The 19,291-nt window shown below is 64.1% G+C and carries 17 protein-coding genes; 7 read left to right on the top strand and 10 right to left on the bottom strand.

What is annotated here, in order from left to right; genetic code table 11:
* Positions 1 to 3 precede the first annotated feature (3 nt).
* The 3 genes from MVC20_RS06405 to crtA are packed head-to-tail and all read right to left on the bottom strand — an operon-like array spanning position 4 to position 3,406.
* Entirely contained in the window at positions 4 to 1,662 is a 1,659-nt protein-coding gene (locus MVC20_RS06405) for a magnesium chelatase subunit D (RefSeq protein ID WP_297539528.1), read from the bottom strand.
* Entirely contained in the window at positions 1,659 to 2,663 is a 1,005-nt protein-coding gene (gene bchI / locus MVC20_RS06400; RefSeq protein WP_297539526.1) for a magnesium chelatase ATPase subunit I, read from the bottom strand. The genes MVC20_RS06405 and bchI overlap by 4 nt, the downstream gene beginning before the upstream one ends.
* A complete protein-coding gene (crtA, locus tag MVC20_RS06395; protein ID WP_297539524.1) occupies positions 2,660 to 3,406 on the bottom strand; it encodes a spheroidene monooxygenase in 747 nt (248 codons plus the stop codon). Before crtA ends, bchI begins: the two co-directional genes overlap by 4 nt.
* Before the next feature lie 70 nt (positions 3,407 to 3,476).
* Here crtA and MVC20_RS06390 point away from each other — a divergent pair, with 70 nt between their 5' ends.
* The 4 genes from MVC20_RS06390 to MVC20_RS06375 all read left to right on the top strand — a co-directional run bounded on the left by MVC20_RS06390 (position 3,477) and on the right by MVC20_RS06375 (position 7,458).
* A complete protein-coding gene (locus MVC20_RS06390; RefSeq protein WP_297539522.1) occupies positions 3,477 to 5,045 on the top strand; it encodes a phytoene desaturase in 1,569 nt (522 codons plus the stop codon).
* On the top strand, positions 5,042 to 6,091 hold the full coding sequence (gene crtB, locus MVC20_RS06385) for a 15-cis-phytoene synthase (RefSeq protein WP_297539521.1): 1,050 nt from the start codon (positions 5,042 to 5,044) through the stop codon (positions 6,089 to 6,091). The genes MVC20_RS06390 and crtB overlap by 4 nt, the downstream gene beginning before the upstream one ends.
* On the top strand, positions 6,088 to 6,549 hold the full coding sequence (locus MVC20_RS06380; RefSeq protein WP_297539519.1) for a TspO/MBR family protein: 462 nt from the start codon (positions 6,088 to 6,090) through the stop codon (positions 6,547 to 6,549). The genes crtB and MVC20_RS06380 overlap by 4 nt, the downstream gene beginning before the upstream one ends.
* 99 nt (positions 6,550 to 6,648) lie before the next feature.
* Positions 6,649 to 7,458: a DUF2189 domain-containing protein gene (locus MVC20_RS06375; RefSeq protein ID WP_297539517.1), complete on the top strand. Its 810-nt coding sequence runs from the start codon at positions 6,649 to 6,651 to the stop codon at positions 7,456 to 7,458.
* A gap of 21 nt (positions 7,459 to 7,479) precedes the next feature.
* On the opposite strand, the gene MVC20_RS06370 is transcribed toward MVC20_RS06375, so the two are convergent.
* From MVC20_RS06370 to MVC20_RS06355, 4 genes are all read right to left on the bottom strand, one after another.
* Complete coding sequence (locus MVC20_RS06370) at positions 7,480 to 7,692, bottom strand: hypothetical protein (RefSeq protein ID WP_297539515.1); 213 nt, start codon at positions 7,690 to 7,692, stop codon at positions 7,480 to 7,482.
* Entirely contained in the window at positions 7,689 to 8,846 is a 1,158-nt protein-coding gene (locus MVC20_RS06365; RefSeq protein WP_297539514.1) for an aromatic ring-hydroxylating dioxygenase subunit alpha, read from the bottom strand. Before MVC20_RS06365 ends, MVC20_RS06370 begins: the two co-directional genes overlap by 4 nt.
* A gap of 116 nt (positions 8,847 to 8,962) precedes the next feature.
* Positions 8,963 to 9,523 (bottom strand): acetolactate synthase small subunit, encoded by a 561-nt coding sequence (gene ilvN / locus MVC20_RS06360; RefSeq protein ID WP_297539513.1) that lies wholly within the window; start codon positions 9,521 to 9,523, stop codon positions 8,963 to 8,965.
* 53 nt (positions 9,524 to 9,576) lie between these two features.
* On the bottom strand, positions 9,577 to 11,331 hold the full coding sequence (locus MVC20_RS06355; protein WP_297539512.1) for an acetolactate synthase 3 large subunit: 1,755 nt from the start codon (positions 11,329 to 11,331) through the stop codon (positions 9,577 to 9,579).
* Positions 11,332 to 11,684: 353 nt separating this feature from the next.
* Here MVC20_RS06355 and MVC20_RS06350 point away from each other — a divergent pair, with 353 nt between their 5' ends.
* A complete protein-coding gene (locus MVC20_RS06350; protein ID WP_297539510.1) occupies positions 11,685 to 13,565 on the top strand; it encodes a PhoX family phosphatase in 1,881 nt (626 codons plus the stop codon).
* Positions 13,566 to 13,595: 30 nt separating this feature from the next.
* On the opposite strand, the gene MVC20_RS06345 is transcribed toward MVC20_RS06350, so the two are convergent.
* The 3 genes from MVC20_RS06345 to MVC20_RS06335 are packed head-to-tail and all read right to left on the bottom strand — an operon-like array spanning position 13,596 to position 16,965.
* Positions 13,596 to 14,243 carry a response regulator transcription factor gene (locus MVC20_RS06345; RefSeq protein ID WP_297539508.1) on the bottom strand — a complete coding sequence of 216 codons (648 nt, stop codon included), beginning with the start codon at positions 14,241 to 14,243 and terminating at the stop codon, positions 13,596 to 13,598.
* Positions 14,240 to 15,667 (bottom strand): cache domain-containing protein, encoded by a 1,428-nt coding sequence (locus MVC20_RS06340; RefSeq protein ID WP_297539506.1) that lies wholly within the window; start codon positions 15,665 to 15,667, stop codon positions 14,240 to 14,242. The genes MVC20_RS06345 and MVC20_RS06340 overlap by 4 nt, the downstream gene beginning before the upstream one ends.
* A gap of 47 nt (positions 15,668 to 15,714) precedes the next feature.
* The gene (locus tag MVC20_RS06335; protein WP_297539504.1) at positions 15,715 to 16,965 is read right to left on the bottom strand and encodes a SulP family inorganic anion transporter; all 1,251 of its coding nucleotides are present in this window, start codon (positions 16,963 to 16,965) and stop codon (positions 15,715 to 15,717) included.
* Between the two features lie 244 nt (positions 16,966 to 17,209).
* Here MVC20_RS06335 and MVC20_RS06330 point away from each other — a divergent pair, with 244 nt between their 5' ends.
* On the top strand, positions 17,210 to 18,295 hold the full coding sequence (locus MVC20_RS06330) for a TRAP transporter substrate-binding protein (protein WP_297539502.1): 1,086 nt from the start codon (positions 17,210 to 17,212) through the stop codon (positions 18,293 to 18,295).
* A 102-nt stretch (positions 18,296 to 18,397) separates the two neighbouring features.
* Entirely contained in the window at positions 18,398 to 19,288 is an 891-nt protein-coding gene (locus MVC20_RS06325) for a TRAP transporter small permease subunit (protein WP_297539500.1), read from the top strand.
* The last annotated feature ends 3 nt before the right edge of the window (positions 19,289 to 19,291 follow it).

Genomic DNA, 19,291 nt, shown 5'->3' with positions numbered 1-19,291 from the left:
CGCTCAGCCCCCGAGGGCCAGGGTGACCGCCGTTGAGATGCGCCGGGCATCGGCGCGCGGCAGGGGCAGGTGGCGGGCGTTCATTTCTGCGGCAAGCTGTGCCGGTTCCGGCCCCGGACGCGCAGAAATGTCGATCACGATCGCGGGCAGGTTTTGCGCGCGCCAGAGGCGGGCCATGGTGGTGGTGTCCTTGGTCGCCTCGGCACGGTCGCCGCGCCCGTCGAGCGTGATATTGGCCCGCGCATCGGTCAGGAGCGCCAGTGTGGGGCTCAGCCCATGGGCCTGCGATTGCCGCGCGAGGGTGAGTGCCGCGCCAAGGGCCGCCGCCAGCGGCGTGCCGCCACCGCCGGGCAGGGCGCCCAGTCGTCGCTTGGCCTGCACCAGGGCGCGGGTGGGCGGCAGGATCAGGTCCGCGCCCGTCCCACGAAACGCGATGAGTGCCACCTGATCGCGCCGGGAATAGGCCTCGGCCAGCAAAAGCTCGACCGCGCCCTTGGCCTCGGCCAGCCGTGCCAGCGCCGATGAGCCAGAGGCATCGACCGCGAAGATCACAAGCCGGTCGGCGCGATCCTCGTAGCGTTTGAGGTGAATGTCGGCGGCATGGATGAGCACGCCCGGCGCGTCGGGTCGGGTGCTGCGGCGGAGCGGCTGCCATGGTGCGGCGGCGCGCAGCGTGGCGATGAGGTCAATCCGCCCGCGCCCGTCCGGGGCACCGGGCCGCGCGGGCAGGGGGCGGCCGCGCTGATGCGCCCTGCGCCGGGCACCGGCCCCCGAACCCGCGGCACGTCGCATGGCCCCGCGTTGGGTCAGCTGATCCAGCAGCGCGGGTGGCAGGAGGGCCGCCACCGCCGCGATGAGCACGTCGTCGGGGATGTCGGGTGTATCGCTCTGCCGTTGTTCTTCGGGTTCGGGCGCGGCATCGGGCTGCTCTGGTTCCGGCTCTTGCGGCAGTTGCGTGGCGCGGGCGGGATAGACCAGCTCTGCCGCCTCGCGCAGATCGTCCGGTGTCACCTGTGGATGGGCCGCGAGCGCCGCAAGGGCGCGGGCCGCACGCAGCGCAAGCCAGGGCGCGCGCAGGCTGTCGATGCCAAAGTTGGCGGCCAGAGCCGTCAGGGTGGCGACATCCTCGGGCGTATGGCTGACGCCGCCCAGCCGCGCGCGCGCCTCTGCCAGATCGGCGGCGGCGGGCATGAGGGCGGGGGCCGCATCATGGCGGATGTCGTCGAGAGTCACATTAAGCGCCAGCCGCTCGCAGAGGGTTTGCGGGGCTGTCTCCTCGGCGTCGATCCCTTCGTCCAAGAGCACAAGTGCATGGCCCGGGCTTTGATCCAGCAGTTGCGCCAGCCGGGCGGCGAGGGCGGGCGGCGTGCGCTCGGCCATGGTCAGGATCAGCCGTGCCGGGGTTTCGGCCAGCCCGCCGCTCTGGATCAGGCGACCGGCGGCAAGGGTGGCGGCAATATCCGCGCCGCCAAAAAGCTGCGTGTCGCTGAGATCGGGATGGATGCGTCGGGCGGGGCCGGGCAGACGCGCATGGGCGGCATCAAAGGCCTGGCGCACGGGGCCTGCGCGGGCGCGCAGGGTCAGGCCGCGCAGGCCCTCGGGATCAACCGCCAGAAGGGTAAGCGCCCGCAGGGCGCGCGCCCATGCGGGGCTGGGCGTCATCCCCAGACCTCGGTCATGGCGCGGGCGATGCGCGCGGCGCTGCCTGCCTCGTCCAGCGGGTCACGGCGCAGCCGGTGGCTGAGCGCCAACGGCGCCACTTGGCGCAGGTGCGCGCGGGTGACGGCGGCATCGCCCTCATAGGCCGCAAGCGCGCGGGCGGCGCGCAGCAGGGTCAACTCGCCGCGCAGCCCGTCCGCGCCGATGGCGATGCAGAGCGTGGCGCAGTCGCGCAGGGCGTCGTCGGGGGCGTTGACCTCGCGCAGGGCGCGGCGTGCCGCCAGAATCCGGTCGCGGATCAGGGCATCCTCGGCCTGCCATGTGGCCATAAACGCGTCGGTGTCGCGCTCATAGGCATCGCGGCGGCGGATGACTTCGATGCGTTCGTCGATGTTCTGGGGCGAGCGCACTTCGACCGAGAGACCGAAGCGGTCAAGCAGTTGCGGGCGCAATTCGCCCTCTTCCGGGTTGCCAGAGCCCACCAGCACGAAGCGCGCGGCATGGCGGATCGAGAGCCCCTCGCGTTCGACCACGTTCTCGCCGGATTGGGCGACGTCAAGCAGCAGGTCGACGATGTGATCCTCAAGCAGATTGACCTCGTCGATATAGAGATACCCCCGGTTGGCCCGCGCCAGCAGGCCGGGTTGAAAGGCCTTTTCGCCCAGGGTCAGCGCCCGTTCGATGTCGAGCGCGCCGGTCACGCGGTCTTCGGTCACGCCGAGGGGCAGATCGACCACGGGCGTCGGCCGCTCGACGATCTCGCCCAGGGGCGCGCTCGACCAGTCGGGCGTATCCTCGGGGCGTTCGGCGTTGATCGGGCTGCCCTCGATCAAGCGGATCGGGGGCAAGAGGGCGGCCAGCGCGCGCACGGCGGTGGATTTGCCGGTGCCACGGTCGCCGAACACCAGCACACCGCCCAGCCCCGGTTCGATCGCCGTGAGGATCATGGCGCGTTTCATGTCGTCCTGACCGACGATGGCGGAAAACGGAAAGGCTGCGGTCATTGGAATTCCTTGATGTGGTCGAGCGGGCTCTTGCCGCCCCATGTGCCCGCCTCGCCGATCACGCGAAACCGGGCGTAGAGTTCTTCGCGGAACCAATCGCCATCGCGCACGGCGGCGATGGCGCGGGCATGAGGGCCGTCACGGCGGGCGAAGTCGGCCATGCTGCGGCTGTCCGGCCAGATCGAGAAGGTCACCTGATGCAAGAGCGGCACCTCGCCCACGCCGATCTTGAACGCGACATTGCGGTCGGCACCGATCACCGTGCTGATATCCGGCACGCGGCGCCAGAATTGCAGCGCCTTGCGCGGGCGCACGGTGGCGCGGGTCAGCGCGGCAAGGGCGCCTTTCTCGACGGGGGTTGTAACCTCAAAGGGCGTGGCCCCGGACCATTGCCCGCGCACCGAGGTTGGCGCGAGAAAGAGCGTCCAGCTTTCGCTCGCGCGGGCGAGATAGCGGCGAAAGACAGCGGCCCCCAAAGTTTGCGCGCGTGCCGTGGCAGCATCGGGCCAAACCGCGAGAATGGCGTAGACGCCGGTGTTGGGGATAGGGGTAAAGCCTTCGCCGGTGCCTGATCCAAGCAGCTTCCAAAAGCCTATCCCCTGAACGCGCGGCAGCAAAAGGCGCGCAGCCCCCATCATCGTCAGCGCCCAGAGCCGGTCGATACCGCGGGAAAAGCGAAAGAAACTGAGGCTGACGGTCTGAATGGCACCGCTCCTTGACGGACTGTCAGGCAAGTTTGACACGGATTTTGTTCCAAGAAAAGAGCCGCGAGAAAGGATTGTCAATTAAACTAGACACCTGTAGTCTAAACCTATGTTGACAAGAGTCGATCCGCGCCTGATTGAACAGGCCACACGCGCCGACGCCCCGCATGCGCTGGTCATCGGGGCGGGGCTGGGCGGTCTGGCCTCGGCCATGCGTTTGGGGGCCAAGGGATACCGGGTCACGGTTCTGGATCGTTTGGATAGCCCCGGGGGGCGCGGTTCGAGCATCACCAAGGATGGGCACCGGTTCGATCTGGGGCCGACCATTGTGACGGTGCCGCAGCTCTTTCGTGACTTATGGGCGGCCTGCGGGCGGGATTTCGACGCGGATGTCGATCTGCGCGCGCTTGATCCCTTTTACGAAATTCGCTGGCCGGATGGGTCTACCTTTACCGCGCGGCAGGACCGGGATGCCATGCGCGCCGAGGTGGCGCGCCTGTCGCCTGGGGATCTGGCGGGCTATGACCGCTTCGTCAAGGACAGCGAGACGCGGTATTGGTTCGGGTTCGAGGATCTGGGGCGGCGCTCGATGCACCGGCTGATCGACCTGATCAAGGTCTTGCCGAAGTTCGCCTGGTTGCGCGCCGACCGCTCGGTCTATGCCCATGCCGCGGGCCGGATGAAGGACGAACGCCTGCGTATGGCGCTGTCGTTTCATCCGCTCTTTATCGGCGGTGATCCGTTCAATGTCACGTCGATGTATGCGCTCGTGAGCCATCTCGAGGCGGCCTTTGGCGTGCATTATGCCATCGGTGGCGTCGATGCCATCGCCCGTGCCATGGTCCGGGTGATCGAAGGGCAGGGCGGGATGATCCGGCAAGGGGCCGAGGTCGATGAAATCGTGATCAAGGACGGGCGTGCCATGGGCGTGCGCCTGACCGGGGGCGAGGGGATCAGCGGCGATATCGTGATCTCGAATGCGGATGCGGGCCATACCTATGATCACCTCTTGCGCAATCACGCGAAACGCCGCTGGACCACGGCGCGGCTCAAGCGGTCGCGCTGGTCGATGAGTCTTTTTGTGTGGTACTTTGGGACGCAAGGGACGCGCGAGATGTGGCCGGATGTGGGCCATCATACCATTCTGAACGGCCCCCGTTACAAGGGGCTGGTGCAGGACATTTTTCGCCGGGGCGTTCTGGCCGATGACATGAGCCTTTATGTGCATCGCCCCTCTGTCACCGATCCGGGCGTGGCACCGGCGGGGGGCGATACGTTCTACGCCCTCAGCCCGGTGCCACATCTGGGCCATGCCGATCCGGTGGATTGGGCGGCCGAGGCCGAGCCCTATCGCCAAAAGGTGCAAAAGGTGCTGGAAGATCAGTTGCTTCCGGGGCTTGGGGCGCATCTGTCGGCCTCCGAGGTGTTCACGCCCGAGACCTTTCGCGACCGATACCTGAGCCCGCATGGCGCGGGTTTCTCGATCGAGCCGCGTATTCTGCAAAGCGCGTGGTTCCGTCCCCATAATGTCAGCGAAGAGCTGCGTGGTCTCTATCTGGTAGGGGCGGGCACGCATCCGGGCGCAGGTCTGCCGGGGGTGATTTCCAGCGCCGAAGTTCTGGCGCAACTGGTGCCCGATGCGGTGCCGGTCGGCGCGCCGGTCGGGGGGATGCGATGATCGCGCCGCAGGATCTGGCGCATTGCACCGAGGCGATCCGCCACGGATCGCGTTCGTTCCATGCCGCGTCAAAATTACTGCCGCGCAGCGTGCGCGAACCGGCGCTGGCGCTATACGCCTTTTGCCGTCTGGCCGATGACGCGGTGGATGAGAACCGCGAAAAGGCGGCGGCGGTGCTGGCGCTGCACGAGCGGCTCGATCTGGCCTATGCCGGGCGGCCGCGCAATGCGCCCGCTGACCGCGCCTTTGCTGCCATCATCGACGGTTTCGACATGCCGCGCGCCCTGCCCGAAGCGTTGCTGGAAGGGCTGGCGTGGGATGCTGAAGGCCGCCGCTACGAGACCCTGTCCGAGTTGCGCGGGTATTCGGCGCGTGTGGCCTCTGCGGTGGGGGCGATGATGTGTGTGCTGATGCGGGTGCGCGCGCGCGATGCGCTGGCGCGGGCCTGCGATCTGGGCGTGGCGATGCAACTGACCAATATCGCCCGTGACGTGGGCGAGGACGCGCGCGAAGGGCGGCTATACCTGCCACTGGACTGGCTGTCCGAAGCGGGGCTGACGCCGGAGGGTTTTCTGCGCGCGCCTGCCCCTGATGCTGAGGTGCGTCGCATGGTGCGCCGATTGCTGATCGAGGCGGACAGGCTTTATACCCGGTCAGAGGCGGGGATTGCCGCGCTGCCGCTGTCGGCGCGACCCGGTATTTTCGCCGCGCGCTATATTTACGCGGGTATCGGCGCGCAGGTGCGCCGCGCGGGCCATGACAGTGTCACACGCCGGGCGCGCACCAATGGCACCCAAAAACTGGGCTGGCTGATGCTGGCCATGTTGCGGGCAGGGGGCAGTACGATCCTGCCCGGTTCGCCGGTGATCTATGCCCGGTCACTGCCCGAGACGGAATTTCTGGTCCGCGCCGCAGCCCAGGACGCGCCGCGCGCCGCGGATTGGAGCGATACGCTCTACGAGGCGCTTGCCCGTCTGAAGGCACAGGATATGGCACGCGAGTCAGGCTTGAGCCGGGATGCCGGGCGGGTTAGAGAGACCGCATGATATGGATTACCTTCGGGATTTTTCTGGCGGCCTGTTTCGCGGCAGGCTCGACCGGCGGGCTCTTTCCGCCGGGTGAGTGGTATGCGCGGCTGAAAAAACCGTCTTGGACACCGCCCAACTGGTTGTTCCCGGTCGCCTGGACCACGCTGTATATCTGTATGGCGGCGGCGGGGGCGCGGGCGGCGGTGAGCCCCGAAAACGGCATTGCCATGGCGCTCTGGTCCTTGCAGATCGCGCTCAACGGTCTCTGGACTCCGGTGTTTTTCGGGCTGCAACGGATGAAACTGGGGCTGATCGTGCTCTGCGCGCTCTGGGCTTCGGTGGCGGTGACGCTGGTGGCGCTTTGGTCGGTGGACTGGATTGCCGGGCTGCTCTTCGTGCCGTATCTGGCATGGGTCAGCGTCGCGGGCATGCTCAACCTCGCGGTTCTGCGCCTCAACCCGGATGGGGCGCGGTAACGCCTCGTCCATGCGTCCCAAGGGTGTTTGCGCAGAAAGCCCCTATCCCATGGCCGTGAAATTGCTCTAGGCTCCCCCAAAAAGGGGAGGAATGGCGCCATGCAGCAAAACGAGATCAAGCCGCTGGGCGTGCCGGAAATGGGCGATGTCCGCTTTGACATGCTGGCCGAGGCGCTGCGCCGCGGCTGGGCGGACATGCGCCGCGCACCGGGCTTTGCGGTCATTTTTGCCGGGGTCTACGTGGTGATCGGGCTGGCGCTTGCGTGGATCACATGGGTCACGGGCAAGAGTTACTGGCTGATCTTTGCCGCCGTGGGATTTCCCCTGGTGGGGCCGTTCGCGGCGGTGGGACTCTATGAGGTGAGTCATCGGCTGAGCACGGGCCGCGCCCTTGTGGCATCGGAGATCTTTGGCGTGATCGCGCATCAGAGGCGGCGGCAATTGCCCTCGATCTGCGCCATCATCATCATGGTGTTCCTGTTCTGGTTCTTTCTCGCGCATATGATCTTTGCGCTTTTCATGGGGCTGTCGACCATGACCAATGTCTCAACCTCGTTGCAGGTTTACTTCACGCCTGAGGGGCTGAGCATGTTGGCGGTGGGAACAGGGGTCGGCGCGGTCTTTGCCCTCTTGCTCTATGGCCTGACGGTGGTGTCGCTGCCCTTGTTGCTGGACCGGGAGGTCGATTTCGTCACCGCAATGCTGACGAGTCTGCGGGTGGTGATCGAAAACCCGGTGCCGATGCTGGCCTGGGCGGCTCTGGTCGCGGGCCTGACGTTTCTGGCGATGTTGCCTGCGTTCCTGGGGCTGTTTTTCGCGCTGCCGCTTTTGGGGCATGCGACATGGCATCTCTATACGCTGATTTGTGAGGCGGGGGGCGCTGCCCCCCGGACCCCCCGGAGTATTTGAGCCAAAAAGAAGCAGGAGGCGCTATGCCTCGCGCCCGTGGGCGATCAGGCGGGCGTGCAGGTCTGCGGCCTCAAACGCGCCGGCCTCAAGGGCGAAGATATAGGCATGGGTGAGAAAAAAGCAGGCGGCGTCAAGGGTTTTGGCCCGGTCTGCCGCCTGCGTATAGAGCGTGATCAGCGCTTTCAGGTCGCCCGAGTCATGGGCGCGGATCATCGCGCTGTCGAGGTCGGTCATTCTGCTGCGCGGGCCATGGCGCGATGTGCCTCGACGCGGTCTGCCACCCAGGCGTGAAAACAATGCGTGGGGCTGTCCATCACCGGTGAAAAGCGGCCACCGTCGAAATAGGTCGCGTGGCGGCCGCGCTGCATGCCTTCGACAACAAAGATATCCTCTTCGAACACGGTTTTCCAAAGCTGGGTATTGCGGAGGCGCAGCCCGCCATCGGCATTGGGAACCGCGTAATAGAGGTGGATATGTTCGACCGTGCGCTCTGGCCCCTTGGGTTCCAGTATGATGGCAAAGGCGTGGTCGCGATGGACGCCCAAGAGAACATTGGGATAGGCCGCGACATATTCGGCCTGTTCGTTCCATTTCGCGCCCACTTCGGCGAAGTCCGGGAATTTCGCGCCGGTCTCATTGGTCAGCTGGCGATAGACCATGGTGCCCTGACCGGAATATGCGCCGGGCTTTTCGATGTGGTAGTGATCTTCGAGCCGGGAATAGCTGTTGAGGCCGGGGTGGACCCATGGCAGGTGATAGCTCTCGCAATAGTTCTCGACCGCCAGTTTCCAGTTGGTTTTGACTTCGAGCGTAAAGCGGCTGTCGGCACCGCCATGGTAGACAGGGAGGTCGAACTCGCGCCAGCGGGCGATGAGATCGGCCATCGCGACCTCAAACGCGGGAGCATCGCCCGAGACATTGATCCAGACCACATCGCGCCAGATATGGCTGCGGATCTCGGTCAGGCCCAGATCGTCGCGCTTGATGCTCTCGTGGGTGTTGTGCCCCGGTCCGCCGACATGCGGGGTCGAGACGAGCGCGCCCTTGGTCGAATAGCACCACGAATGATAGGGGCAGCGGATGGCCCCCTCGATCTTGCGCGGTTCCTCGACAAGGATCATGCCGCGGTGGCGGCAGATGTTCTGAAACACGCGCACCTGACCGTCCTTGTCACGCAGAAGCAAGAGCGGCATGCCAAGGAATTCGATCGGTTTGGCATCGCCCGGTTCCGGCACATCGGCCCCTACGGCAAGACCGGCCCATTGACTGAAGAGCAGCGCGTGCTTTTCTTCCTCGAAGACGCCGGGATCTATGTAATGGGCATTGGGCAGGCCGTTTGCCTGGTCAACGGATGTACGGACATTCGAAAGATCGGTCAGCGCGGGCATTTTGGCGTCTCCGGAGGTTAGGGCTGGCGCATATTGCGCCAGTGCCCCTTGCCCCCACGCGCCTGTCTGCGACGCGGCGCGTCAAACCCGCGACAAACCTGAGTCCGCGGCCCGTGTCAGAGACCGCGTGGCAGGGCCGCGACGCCGGTGCGCGCCATTTCCACAAGGCCGAGCGGGCGCATCAATTCGGCGAAGGCGTCGATTTTCTCGGGCGCGCCGGTGATCTCGAACACAAAGCTGGTGAGCGTGCTGTCCACCGCATTGGCGCGGAAGATGTCGGCCAGGCGCAGTGCCTCGACGCGCTTGTCGCCGGTGCCTTCGACCTTCAGCAGCGCCAATTCGCGCTCGACGCTGGCCCCTTCGACGGTGAGGTCATTGACCTTGTGAACAGGCACGATGCGGCCCAACTGTGCCTTGATCTGTTCGATCACCTGCGGCGTGCCGGTGGTCACGATGGTGATCCGGCTGGTATGGCCGGTGTGATCCACCTCGGCCACGGTCAGGCTGTCGATATTATAGCCGCGACCCGAGAAGAGGCCGATGACGCGGGCCAGAACACCGGGTTCGTTATCGACCAGCACCGCCAAGGTATGGGTTTCCTGCACGTCCGAAAAGGTCGGGCGCAGGTTGTAGGCGGAATGTTTGGACGAGCCTTTTTTGATTTGCAGGGCTGACATCGTGGTTTCCTTGTTATTGTCGGGCGTTGAGGGGGGGTGGGTGAAACCCACCGTCACACCAGCACCGCGCCGCCCTCTTTGATGGCGTCCTTGGTGCTTGCCTCACCCAGCAGCATCTTGTTGTGCGGCTCGCCGGACGGGATCATCGGGAAGCAGTTTTCGTGCTTTTCCACGAGGCAATCAAAGATCACCGGGCCGTCGTGGTTCAGCATCTCCATGATCGCGTCATCGAGATCGGCGGGGTCCGAGCAGAGAATGCCCTTGGCGCCGAAAGCCTCGGCCAGTTTCACGAAATCGGGCAGGGATTCCGACCAGCTTGACGAATAGCGCTCGCCATGGAGCAATTGCTGCCATTGACGGACCATGCCCAAACGCTCGTTGTTGAGGATGAACTGTTTGACGGGCAGGTGATATTGCATCGCCGTGCCCATTTCCTGCATGTTCATCAGCCACGACGCCTCGCCCGCGACGTTGATCACGAGCGCCTCGGGATGGGCGATCTGCACGCCGATGGAGGCCGGAAAGCCATAGCCCATGGTGCCGAGCCCGCCAGAGGTCATCCAGCGGTTGGGATCGTTGAAGCCCAGATACTGCGCCGCCCACATCTGATGCTGACCCACTTCGGTGCAGACATAGCGGTCGTGATCCCTGGTCAGCGCCTCGAGCCGGGCGAGGGCATATTGCGGTTTGATCGTCTTGCCCTTTTGCGTGAACTTGAGGCAATCGACCTTTTTCCACTCGTTGATGCGCTCCCACCACTTGGCGATGCCTTCACGGTTGAGTTTGGAGCCGCGCGCCTTCCAGACCTCGATCACATCGGCCAGAACATTGGCGATGTCGCCGACGATCGGAATGTCGGCGCGCACGACCTTGTTGATCGACGAGGGGTCGATGTCGATATGGGCCTTGATGCTGTCGGGGCTGAACGCGTCGAGACGCCCGGTGATGCGGTCGTCAAACCGTGCGCCGATGTTGATCATGAGGTCACAGCCATGCATGGCCATGTTCGCCTCGTAGAGCCCATGCATGCCGAGCATGCCGATCCAGTTCGCGCCATTGGCGGGATAGGCCCCGAGCCCCATCAGGGTGGAGGTGGTTGGGATGCCCGTGGCCTCGACCAGATCGCGCAAGAGGCGGGTGGCCTCCGGTCCGGAGTTGATGACGCCGCCGCCGGTGTAAAAGATCGGGCGCTTGGCCTTTTCAAGCGCAGCCACCAGATCGGTGATGCCTTCTATGTCGCCTTTCACCTGCGGCTGGTAATGCGACACGCGCGCCTGTTGCGGCGGGGTGTAGGTGGCCGAGGCGAATTGTACATCCTTGGGAATGTCGACCAGAACCGGGCCGGGGCGGCCGGTCGTTGCGACATGAAAGGCCTGATGCAGCGTATCGGCCAGGCGCGCGGTGTCGCTCACCAGCCAGTTGTGCTTGGTGCAGGGGCGGGTGATGCCGACGGTGTCGGCCTCTTGAAAGGCGTCATTGCCGATCATGAAGGTCGGCACCTGACCTGTCAGGACGACCAGCGGAATGGAATCCATCAGCGCATCGGTGAGACCCGTGACCGCGTTGGTTGCGCCGGGGCCGGAGGTCACAAGCACAACGCCCGGTTTGCCGGTCGAGCGCGCATAGCCTTCGGCCGCGTGGACGGCGGCCTGTTCGTGGCGCACGAGGATGTGGCGGATGTCGTTCTGCTGGAAGATCTCGTCATAGATCGGTAGCACGGCGCCACCGGGATATCCGAATACGACATCCACGCCCTGATCCTTGAGGGCCTGGACTACCATTTTCGCTCCGGTCATCTGACGTGTCATGTGCTCGTGCTCCGTATATGACGTCAATTCAGTTCGCATAAAAAAGCCCCCGGTTTTCCGGGGGCGCATGGGGGACCCTACGGGTGTCCGTTACCGGCCCATGCGCCAATGACCTACAATGAATACTAGTGTGTCCACGTGGGCGACTCCGTTCTGCGTGGCGCGGACATTAGGTGCGGGGGCAGGGAGCGTCAAGCCGATTTGGTGGATAAAATGTCGCGAGACAGCGCATTTCTTTGCATTTATTGCGCAAGTGGCAGGATTTTCGTTGCAGCCCTCGGATATGCGTCTCTGTTACAGGAATCAGCGATCTTGAGTGGTGATGAGAGTTCACCCAGCCACGGAGGCCCGCCATGCATGATCCAGATGTCCTTTCCCTCTCTGCGGACGAGTGGGACGAATTGCACGACCCGCGCCCCGGGGACTGTGATTTCGACCGTGTCGTGGCTCTGGCCATGTCGCGGCGGGGATTCTTGTCCGGGGTTGTCGCATTTGGGTCGGGGGCGGCTGCGATGGGGTTCGGCGCGGTCCTGCCGGGCGCGGTAGAGGCTTCGGAGCGGTTCGGGTTCACCCCGATCCCGGCGCAGACCGACGGCACGGTGCATGTGCCCGAGGGCTACGACTGGCAGGTTCTGGTCCGGTGGGGCGACCCGCTGTTCGAGGATGTGGCGGCATTCGACAATGCGGTGGGTGGGGCTGCGGGGGATGCCGACCGGGTATTCGGCGAGAATACGGACGGGATGGAGCTCTTTACCGTGGGCGACCGGCATCTCATCGCGGTGAACCATGAGTATGTGAACCGCGACGTGAATTTGCCACAACGCATGGATGGCGTGCCCGAGAAACTGGAGGATGTGCGCAAGTTGCAGAACCTTCAGGGTGTCACCGTGATGGAGGTATCGCAGGGGCCGGACGGCTGGCAGGTTGTCAAGGACAGCCCCTATACGCGGCGGATCACACAGTTGACGCCGATGCGGATCAGCGGACCGGCGGCAGGGCATGATCTGTTGAGGACAGACGCCGATCCCAGCGGATCGGAGGCGTTGGGCACGTTCAACAACTGCGGATCGGGGCGCACGCCCTGGGGCACCTATCTGACGTGTGAAGAGAATTTCAACGGCTACTTCGGTGCGACCGATGAGGCCGCCGCCCTGGCGGAAGATTACGCGCGCTACGGTATCCGGGCCGAGGGGCGGGGCTATGACTATCACAAGTACGATGCACGGTTCGATGTCTCGAAAAACCCCGGCGAGCCGCGCCGGGCCGGCTATGTGGTCGAAATCGATCCCGCAGACCCAAAGTCGGTCCCGGTGAAGCGTAGCGCACTTGGTCGGTTCAAGCATGAGAACGCGGAAGTTGTGCTGGCTCGCGACGGGCGCGTCGTGGTCTATATGGGCGATGATGAGCGGGGCGAGTTCCTGTACAAGTTCGTCTCGGATGCGGCCTATGTGCCGGGCGGCGATACCGCCGCTCTGCTTGACGAGGGCACGCTTCATGTGGCGCAGTTTCACGAGGATGGCACGGGGCGGTGGTTGCCGCTGACGCCAGAGACAACGGGGATGACCCTGCCTGAAATCTGCATTCTGACGCGGCAAGCCGCGTCCAAGGTGGGGGCGACGACGATGGATCGGCCGGAATGGGTTGCGGTCAACCCGGTCATGGCAGAGGGGTATTGCGCGCTGACCAACAACAAGAACCGCGGCATCAAGCCCAATGCGGGAGGCGATGAGACACCCGTGGGCGGCCCAAATCCGCGTGCCGAGAACCTGTATGGACAGATCGTGCGCTGGCGGCCCAAAGGGGCGGATCATGCCGCGGAGGCGTTCGATTGGGATCTCTACGTCATGGCGGGAAATCCGGCGCTGCATCAGGATGCGCGGGCGGGCAGCGCCAATATCAATGCCGGAAATCTGTTCAACTCGCCTGACGGCATGGCGTTTGACAGCAGCGGGTTGCTGTGGATTCAGACCGATGGGGACGATGGAAACGACGGTGATTTCGCGGGCATGGGCAACAACCAGATGCTGGTTGGCGACCCGGTTTCAGGCCGGATCGAGCGTTTCATGACGGGGCCGAAAGGTTCCGAGGTGACGGGGCTGTGCTGGTCTGCCGACCGGCGCGCGATGTTCGTGGGCATCCAGCATCCCGATGCGCCGTTTCCGGACGGTGAGGGACGTTTGCCGCGCTCGTCCATCGTCGTGATCACCCGCCGCGACGGCGCGGTGCTGGGCTGAGGCGCTTTTCGGGCTGCGGGGCACCTGCTTTCAGATCTGGACGCCAGTGCCCTGCAGCACGCCATGTTCCAGGGCATAGCGCGTGAGACCGGCCGTCGAGGCGATGCCGAGTTTGCGCTTGATGTTCTTGCGATGGGTTTCGACCGTGCGCACGGAAATATCGAGCGCCTGCGCCACGTCCTTGTTGGATTTGCCTTGTGCCAGTTGCAGCAGGATCGTCTGCTCGCGGTTGGTCAGTTGTTCGCGGTCCGGGTTTTCATAGGGTTCGAGCGAGCCCTTGGCCCCGGTGCAGAGATAGCGTTGACCGCTCATCACCGCGTCAATGGCGCGTTTGATTTCGTCCGTCGGCACGTCCTTGAGCACATAGCCGGCGGCGCCGTGACTGAGTGCCGAGGAGATATATTCGGGGCTGTCGTGCATGCTGAGGATCAGGATGCGGGTGTCGGGGCGTTTTTCGAGGATGATTTCGGTCGTGGTCAGCCCGCCCAGCCCCGGCATGTTGAGGTCGAGCAGGATCACATCTGGGGAGAGCGCTTCGACCCGGTCGATGATGGCCTGACCGTTGCCCAGCGTGGCGAGGATTTCCACGTCGTCATAGCTTTCGAGAATGGACTGGATGCCTTCGGCCACCATAGGGTGGTCGTCCACGATCACGATCCGGATGGGTTTGGGGCTCATGCGCGGGCCTTTTCCTTGGGGTTGAGCCGCTCTTGTGGCGGCAACAGGTGGGTGAGCGGCACGGTGGCCTCGATCGTCGTGCCGGTCTTGCCCGAGAGCACGGTGAGGGTTCCGTCGAGTTGTTCGACACGTTCCTGCATATTGCGCAGGCCAAGCCCGCCACCGGGCGTGCCCGAAGGTTTGGCGCGGTCGAGGCCACAGCCGTTGTCCGCTATGCGCAAGGTCGCGCCGCGCGCATGGCCGCGCACATCGACGGTGACGCGGGTGGCACCGGAGTGGCGCTCGATATTGGTAAAGGCCTCTTGCGCGACGCGGTAGAGTGCGATCTTGGCCTCGTCATCCAGCCGGTTGCGAAAGACCACGGTGCTGAATTCGGTCACGATGCCGGTGCGTTTGCCAAATTCTTCGGCCAGCGTCTTGAGTGCGGGGCCGAGGCCCAGATCATCAAGAACGCCGGGGCGCAGGTCGCGGCTGATGCGGCGCACCTCCTGAATGGCGCCCGACAGGTGCGTGATGCCGCGCTCCAGCGTATCGGCGGCGCGCGCGTCCCCCGCCGCCAATCGCCGCTTGGCGGTGTCGAGGGCGTAGCGCACGCCGACGAGAATCTGGCTGATGCCATCATGTAGCTCGCGCGCGACGCGGCCGCGCTCTTCTTCCTGGGCGTCAAACACGCGTTGGGTCAGTTTCTTGAGCTTGGCATCGGCGAGGCGGCGCTCGCGGATATTGATGAAGAGGCCCGACACGAACACCAGCAAGAGCGCCGCCAGCATCGCCGCGCCGATGTAGAAGAAGGTGCGTTCCACCCGCGCCTCGACCTGTCGGCGCGAGGCGGCAACGGTGGCCACCACATCGTCGATGAACACACCGGTGCCCACGGCCCAGCGCCAATCCTGCAGCCCGATCACATAGGTCACCATCTGCGCGCGTTCGCCGGTCGAGGGTTTGGGCCATTCATAGCTGTGATAGCCGCCGCCGCTGCGCGCGAGCCGGATCAATTCATCCGTGATCGGCTGGCCGCCATCATCCTCGAGCCCCGTCCAGTTGCGGCCGATGAGTTCCGTGCGTCTAGGACTGACAAGGTTGGTGCCGTCATAGTCGAAGACAAAGAAATATCCGTCCTGCCCGTAGAGCATGCCCGCGAGAATCTGGCTGACCTGTTCCATGGCGCGCTCGTCGTTGGGCGCAGCCCGCCCGTAGATGTTCACAAAGGCGGTGCGGGCGATGGAGAGGTAATTCTTGAGTTCGGCGCGCTTGGCCTCGATCAGTTGCGCCTCGAGCGTTTCGATCTCGCGTTCCGCCAATTGGCGTGATTGCAACGTGACCACGACCGAAATCGCCAGTGCCGTGAGGATCAGCGGCAGGGTGGCGACCAGAAAGAGCTTTTGGCCGTAATTCAGCCGAATGCGAGCGAGCAAGCGTTGCATGGATCAGCGATAGGCCCAAACGCGCGGCATTTCCAGCCTCTCGTGTTTCAATGCTCGGGCGGGTGCCACTCGGCAGGGGGGGCATCGCGGCGGCGCAGGCGCAGGGCGAGGCCCAAGGCGACACCAACCCCGATGGCGACGGTCAGATCTGCCAGCACGGTCAGCACGAGCGTGAGCAAGAGCAGCACCCGATCCGACGGGCGGTCAGCCATATAGCCGCGCCATTTGTGCGGCTCGGACATGTTCCACGCGATCAGCATCAAGAGACCGGCAAGGGCGGGCATGGCGAAATAGCCCGCGAGCAGCATGACAAGCAGGATGACGAGCGCGTGGATCATCCCCGCCACAGGTGTGCGTCCGCCTGCGCGCACATTGGTGGCGGTGCGGGCGATCGCGCCCGTGGCTGGCAACCCGCCAAAGAGCGCCGAGCCGATATTGGCCACGCCATTGCCGATCACCTCGGCGTTGGGTTGCGATGTGTCGCCGATCATCCGGTCTGCAACGGCCGCGGAGAGCAGCGATTCCACCCCTGCCAGAAAGGCGATGATGAGGGCCGACGGCAGCAGGTCGATCATCCGCTCAAGGCTGAGATGCGGGATGCTGGGCAAGTTGGGCGTGTTGGGCAGAGGCCCGAAGCGCGACAGGAGCGTGTCAATCGGCAGGTGCCACAGCGCCACGGCAGCGGAGGTGAGGCCGACCGCCACGATCAGGCCCGGATAGCGCGGGGCTGCGCGGCGCAGAACCACGATGAGCACCATGGTTGCCAGGCCGATCACCAGCGCTTGCGGGTTGAACGTGTCTCGGGCGTGCCAGAGCGCTTCGATCTTCTCAAGAAATTCAGCCGGCAGGCTTTCGGTGCTGAGGCCGAGAAAGTCCTTGATCTGGCTGGTGGCGATGATGATGGCGATGCCTATGGTAAAGCCGTTGATCACCGCCTCGGGGATATGGCGCACCAGGCTGCCCGCGCGCAATCGGCCCGCGACCACGAGGATCACGCCGGCCATAAGTGTGGCGATGATCAGCCCGTCCTGCCCGTGTTCGGAAATGACGCCGTAAACCACGACGATGAAAGCACCGGTCGGGCCGCCGATCTGCACCCGGCTGCCACCCAAGGCCGAAATGAGAAAGCCGGCAATGATCGCCGTTGTCAGCCCCGATGCCGGGTCTGCCCCCGACGCGATGGCGATGGCGATGCTGAGTGGCAGCGCCACCATGGCCACGCTGATGCCTGCGAAGAGGTCCGCACGAAGGAGGGCGCCGGTATAGCCCGGCATGGTGGAAAAGATTTTGGGTGTCATGCGCGAATCTCAACACCCGCGCCGATCTGGTTTCAAGTGCAAAGAGCGTGCTGGGTGCGCAATTGTATGCAAAGACCCGTCCAGACCCCGAAAATCATCACGAAAAGTTTGTGCCTCACGCCGGTTTCTACGCAGTAATCGGTATTTGCAGATGCGAGACCCGCCGTTAAGGTCTGCCCACTACACAGGATCCGGGTGCTGTCAGAGAGGTGGCGGCACTGTCAAATAATGGGGAGGAAACCACATGGATCGTCGCTCTTTTCTGAAAAACACCGCTTTGGGTGGCGGGGCTGCAGTTGCCGCGTCGACGCTGGCGGCGCCGCTTTATGCGCAAGGCGTGCGCAATCTGACCATGGTCACGACATGGGGTCGGGGCCTTGCGGGTGTGTTTGACGCCGCTCAGCGCGTCGCCGACAACATCAACGGCATGGCCGATGGCAGCATCGTGATCGACGTCAAGGGTGCCGGTGAGCTGGTGGGTGCATTCGAGGTGTTCGACGCCGTGACCGCCGGTCAGGCTGATATGTATCACGGGGCCGATTACTATTTCGTTGGCCAGCACCCTGCCTATGCGTTCTTTACATCGGTGCCCTTCGGCATGACCGCGCAGGAACTGGTGAACTGGTACTACCACGACGGCGGTGCTGCGTTCCATGACGAGCTGGGTCAGATCTTTGGTCTCAAGTCTTTCCTCGCGGGCAACACGGGCGCGCAGGCCGGTGGCTGGTTCTCGAAAGAGATCAACGGACCCGAGGATTTCAACGGTCTCAAATTCCGCATGCCCGGTCTGGGCGGCAAGGCGCTGGGCAAGCTGGGCGCATCGGTTCAGAACATTCCGGGTGCCGAAGTCTATCAGGCGCTTGCATCCGGCGCGATTGACGGCACCGAGTGGATCGGTCCCTGGGCCGATGAAAAGGCCGGGTTCCAGGAGATCACCAAGTTCTATTACACCGCCGGTTTCCACGAGCCGGGTGCGGGTCTGTCGATCGGCATGAACCGCGAAGTGTTCGAGAGCCTGACCCCTGCCCAGCAGAAGATGGTCGAGATCGGCTGCGCCGAGGCGCATCAGTGGAACCTCGCCCAGTTCCTGTCCAACAACTCGTCGGCCCTGCAGCGTCTGCAATCGAACGGCGTCAAGACGCTGGAATTCCCCGACAGCGTCTGGGATGCGTTCGGGCAGGCCTCCGATGCCGTGCATCAGGAGAACATGGGCGACGAGATCTACAAGCGCGTCTATGACAGCTACATGGCGTCCCTGAGATCCTCGTCGGCCTGGATCAACAAGTCGGACGGTGCCTATACCGCGCAGCGCGACCGCGTTCTGGGCTGATCCTCGGACAAAGGCTTGATTGGCAGGTCCCGGATTCCGGGGCCTGCCGCAATCGAATGAAGGGCCGCGCGGACCCGCAGCACCGCGCGTCAGGGGGACAGGATGCTGGACGCAATTCTCTGGATTTTCCAGAACATCGGCATGGCCTTTTACAATCTGGCCTATGCCCTCAGCCATCCCGCAAGCTGGCTGAACTGGTCTGACAAAGAGGCGATCATGCGCGTCGTTTACTACGGCGGCTCGGTCGAGTTCTTCTTTGTGGCCTTCACGGTGTTTCTGGTGCTTACCGCCGTGGGCATGTGGAAAAACGAATTTATGTGGGGGTGTGTGCGCGGGCTGGAGGGAATGGCCAACACGGTCGGCCGTTTTTTCGCTTGGGCCGGGCTGATCATGGTGATCCAGCAGATACTCATCGTCTTTATCCAGCGGATCTTTGCCCGACCCGACATGGTGTTCGGCATCGGCATTCCGCTCCAGTTCGACATCAGCTGGTATTCCGAAGAACTCAAGCTCTACAACGCGCTGATCGTCACGCTCTGTGCCACATACACCTTTGTGCAAGGCGGGCATGTGCGGGTCGACCTGATCTATGCGCCGGTAAGCCATGCCACCAAAAAGATCATCGACATGGCGGGCAGCCTGATTTTCATGATGCCGATGGCGGTTCTGACGTGGATGTACGGCTGGTTCTTCATGTGGCGACACCTGATTGTGCCCAACCCGTCGGCCAGCGAACCGCTGGACCGGCTCTTGATGAAGTCCCGCGCGCTGCGCTGGAATGTGGAAACCATCGGGTTCAGCCCCAACGGGTTCAACGGGTACTTTCTGTTCAAGGTGTTGCTGGTGCTGTTCGCAGGCATGGTGTTCCTGCATGCCATGGCGTTTTTCTGGCGCTCGTATCTGGAATTCAGGGAAGGCCCCGACAGTCTGGGCAAATACCTCGACCGCGACACGCTGGGCGAGGGTGAAGAAGCCTTCGAAGGCACACATTAAAGG

Origin of the sequence: Roseovarius sp., assembly GCF_027019125.1 — a bacterium.
Lineage (GTDB): Bacteria > Pseudomonadota > Alphaproteobacteria > Rhodobacterales > Rhodobacteraceae > Roseovarius.
The sequence above is the reverse complement of the archived record's forward strand: the minus strand, read 5'-3'. Positions and strand labels throughout refer to the sequence as shown.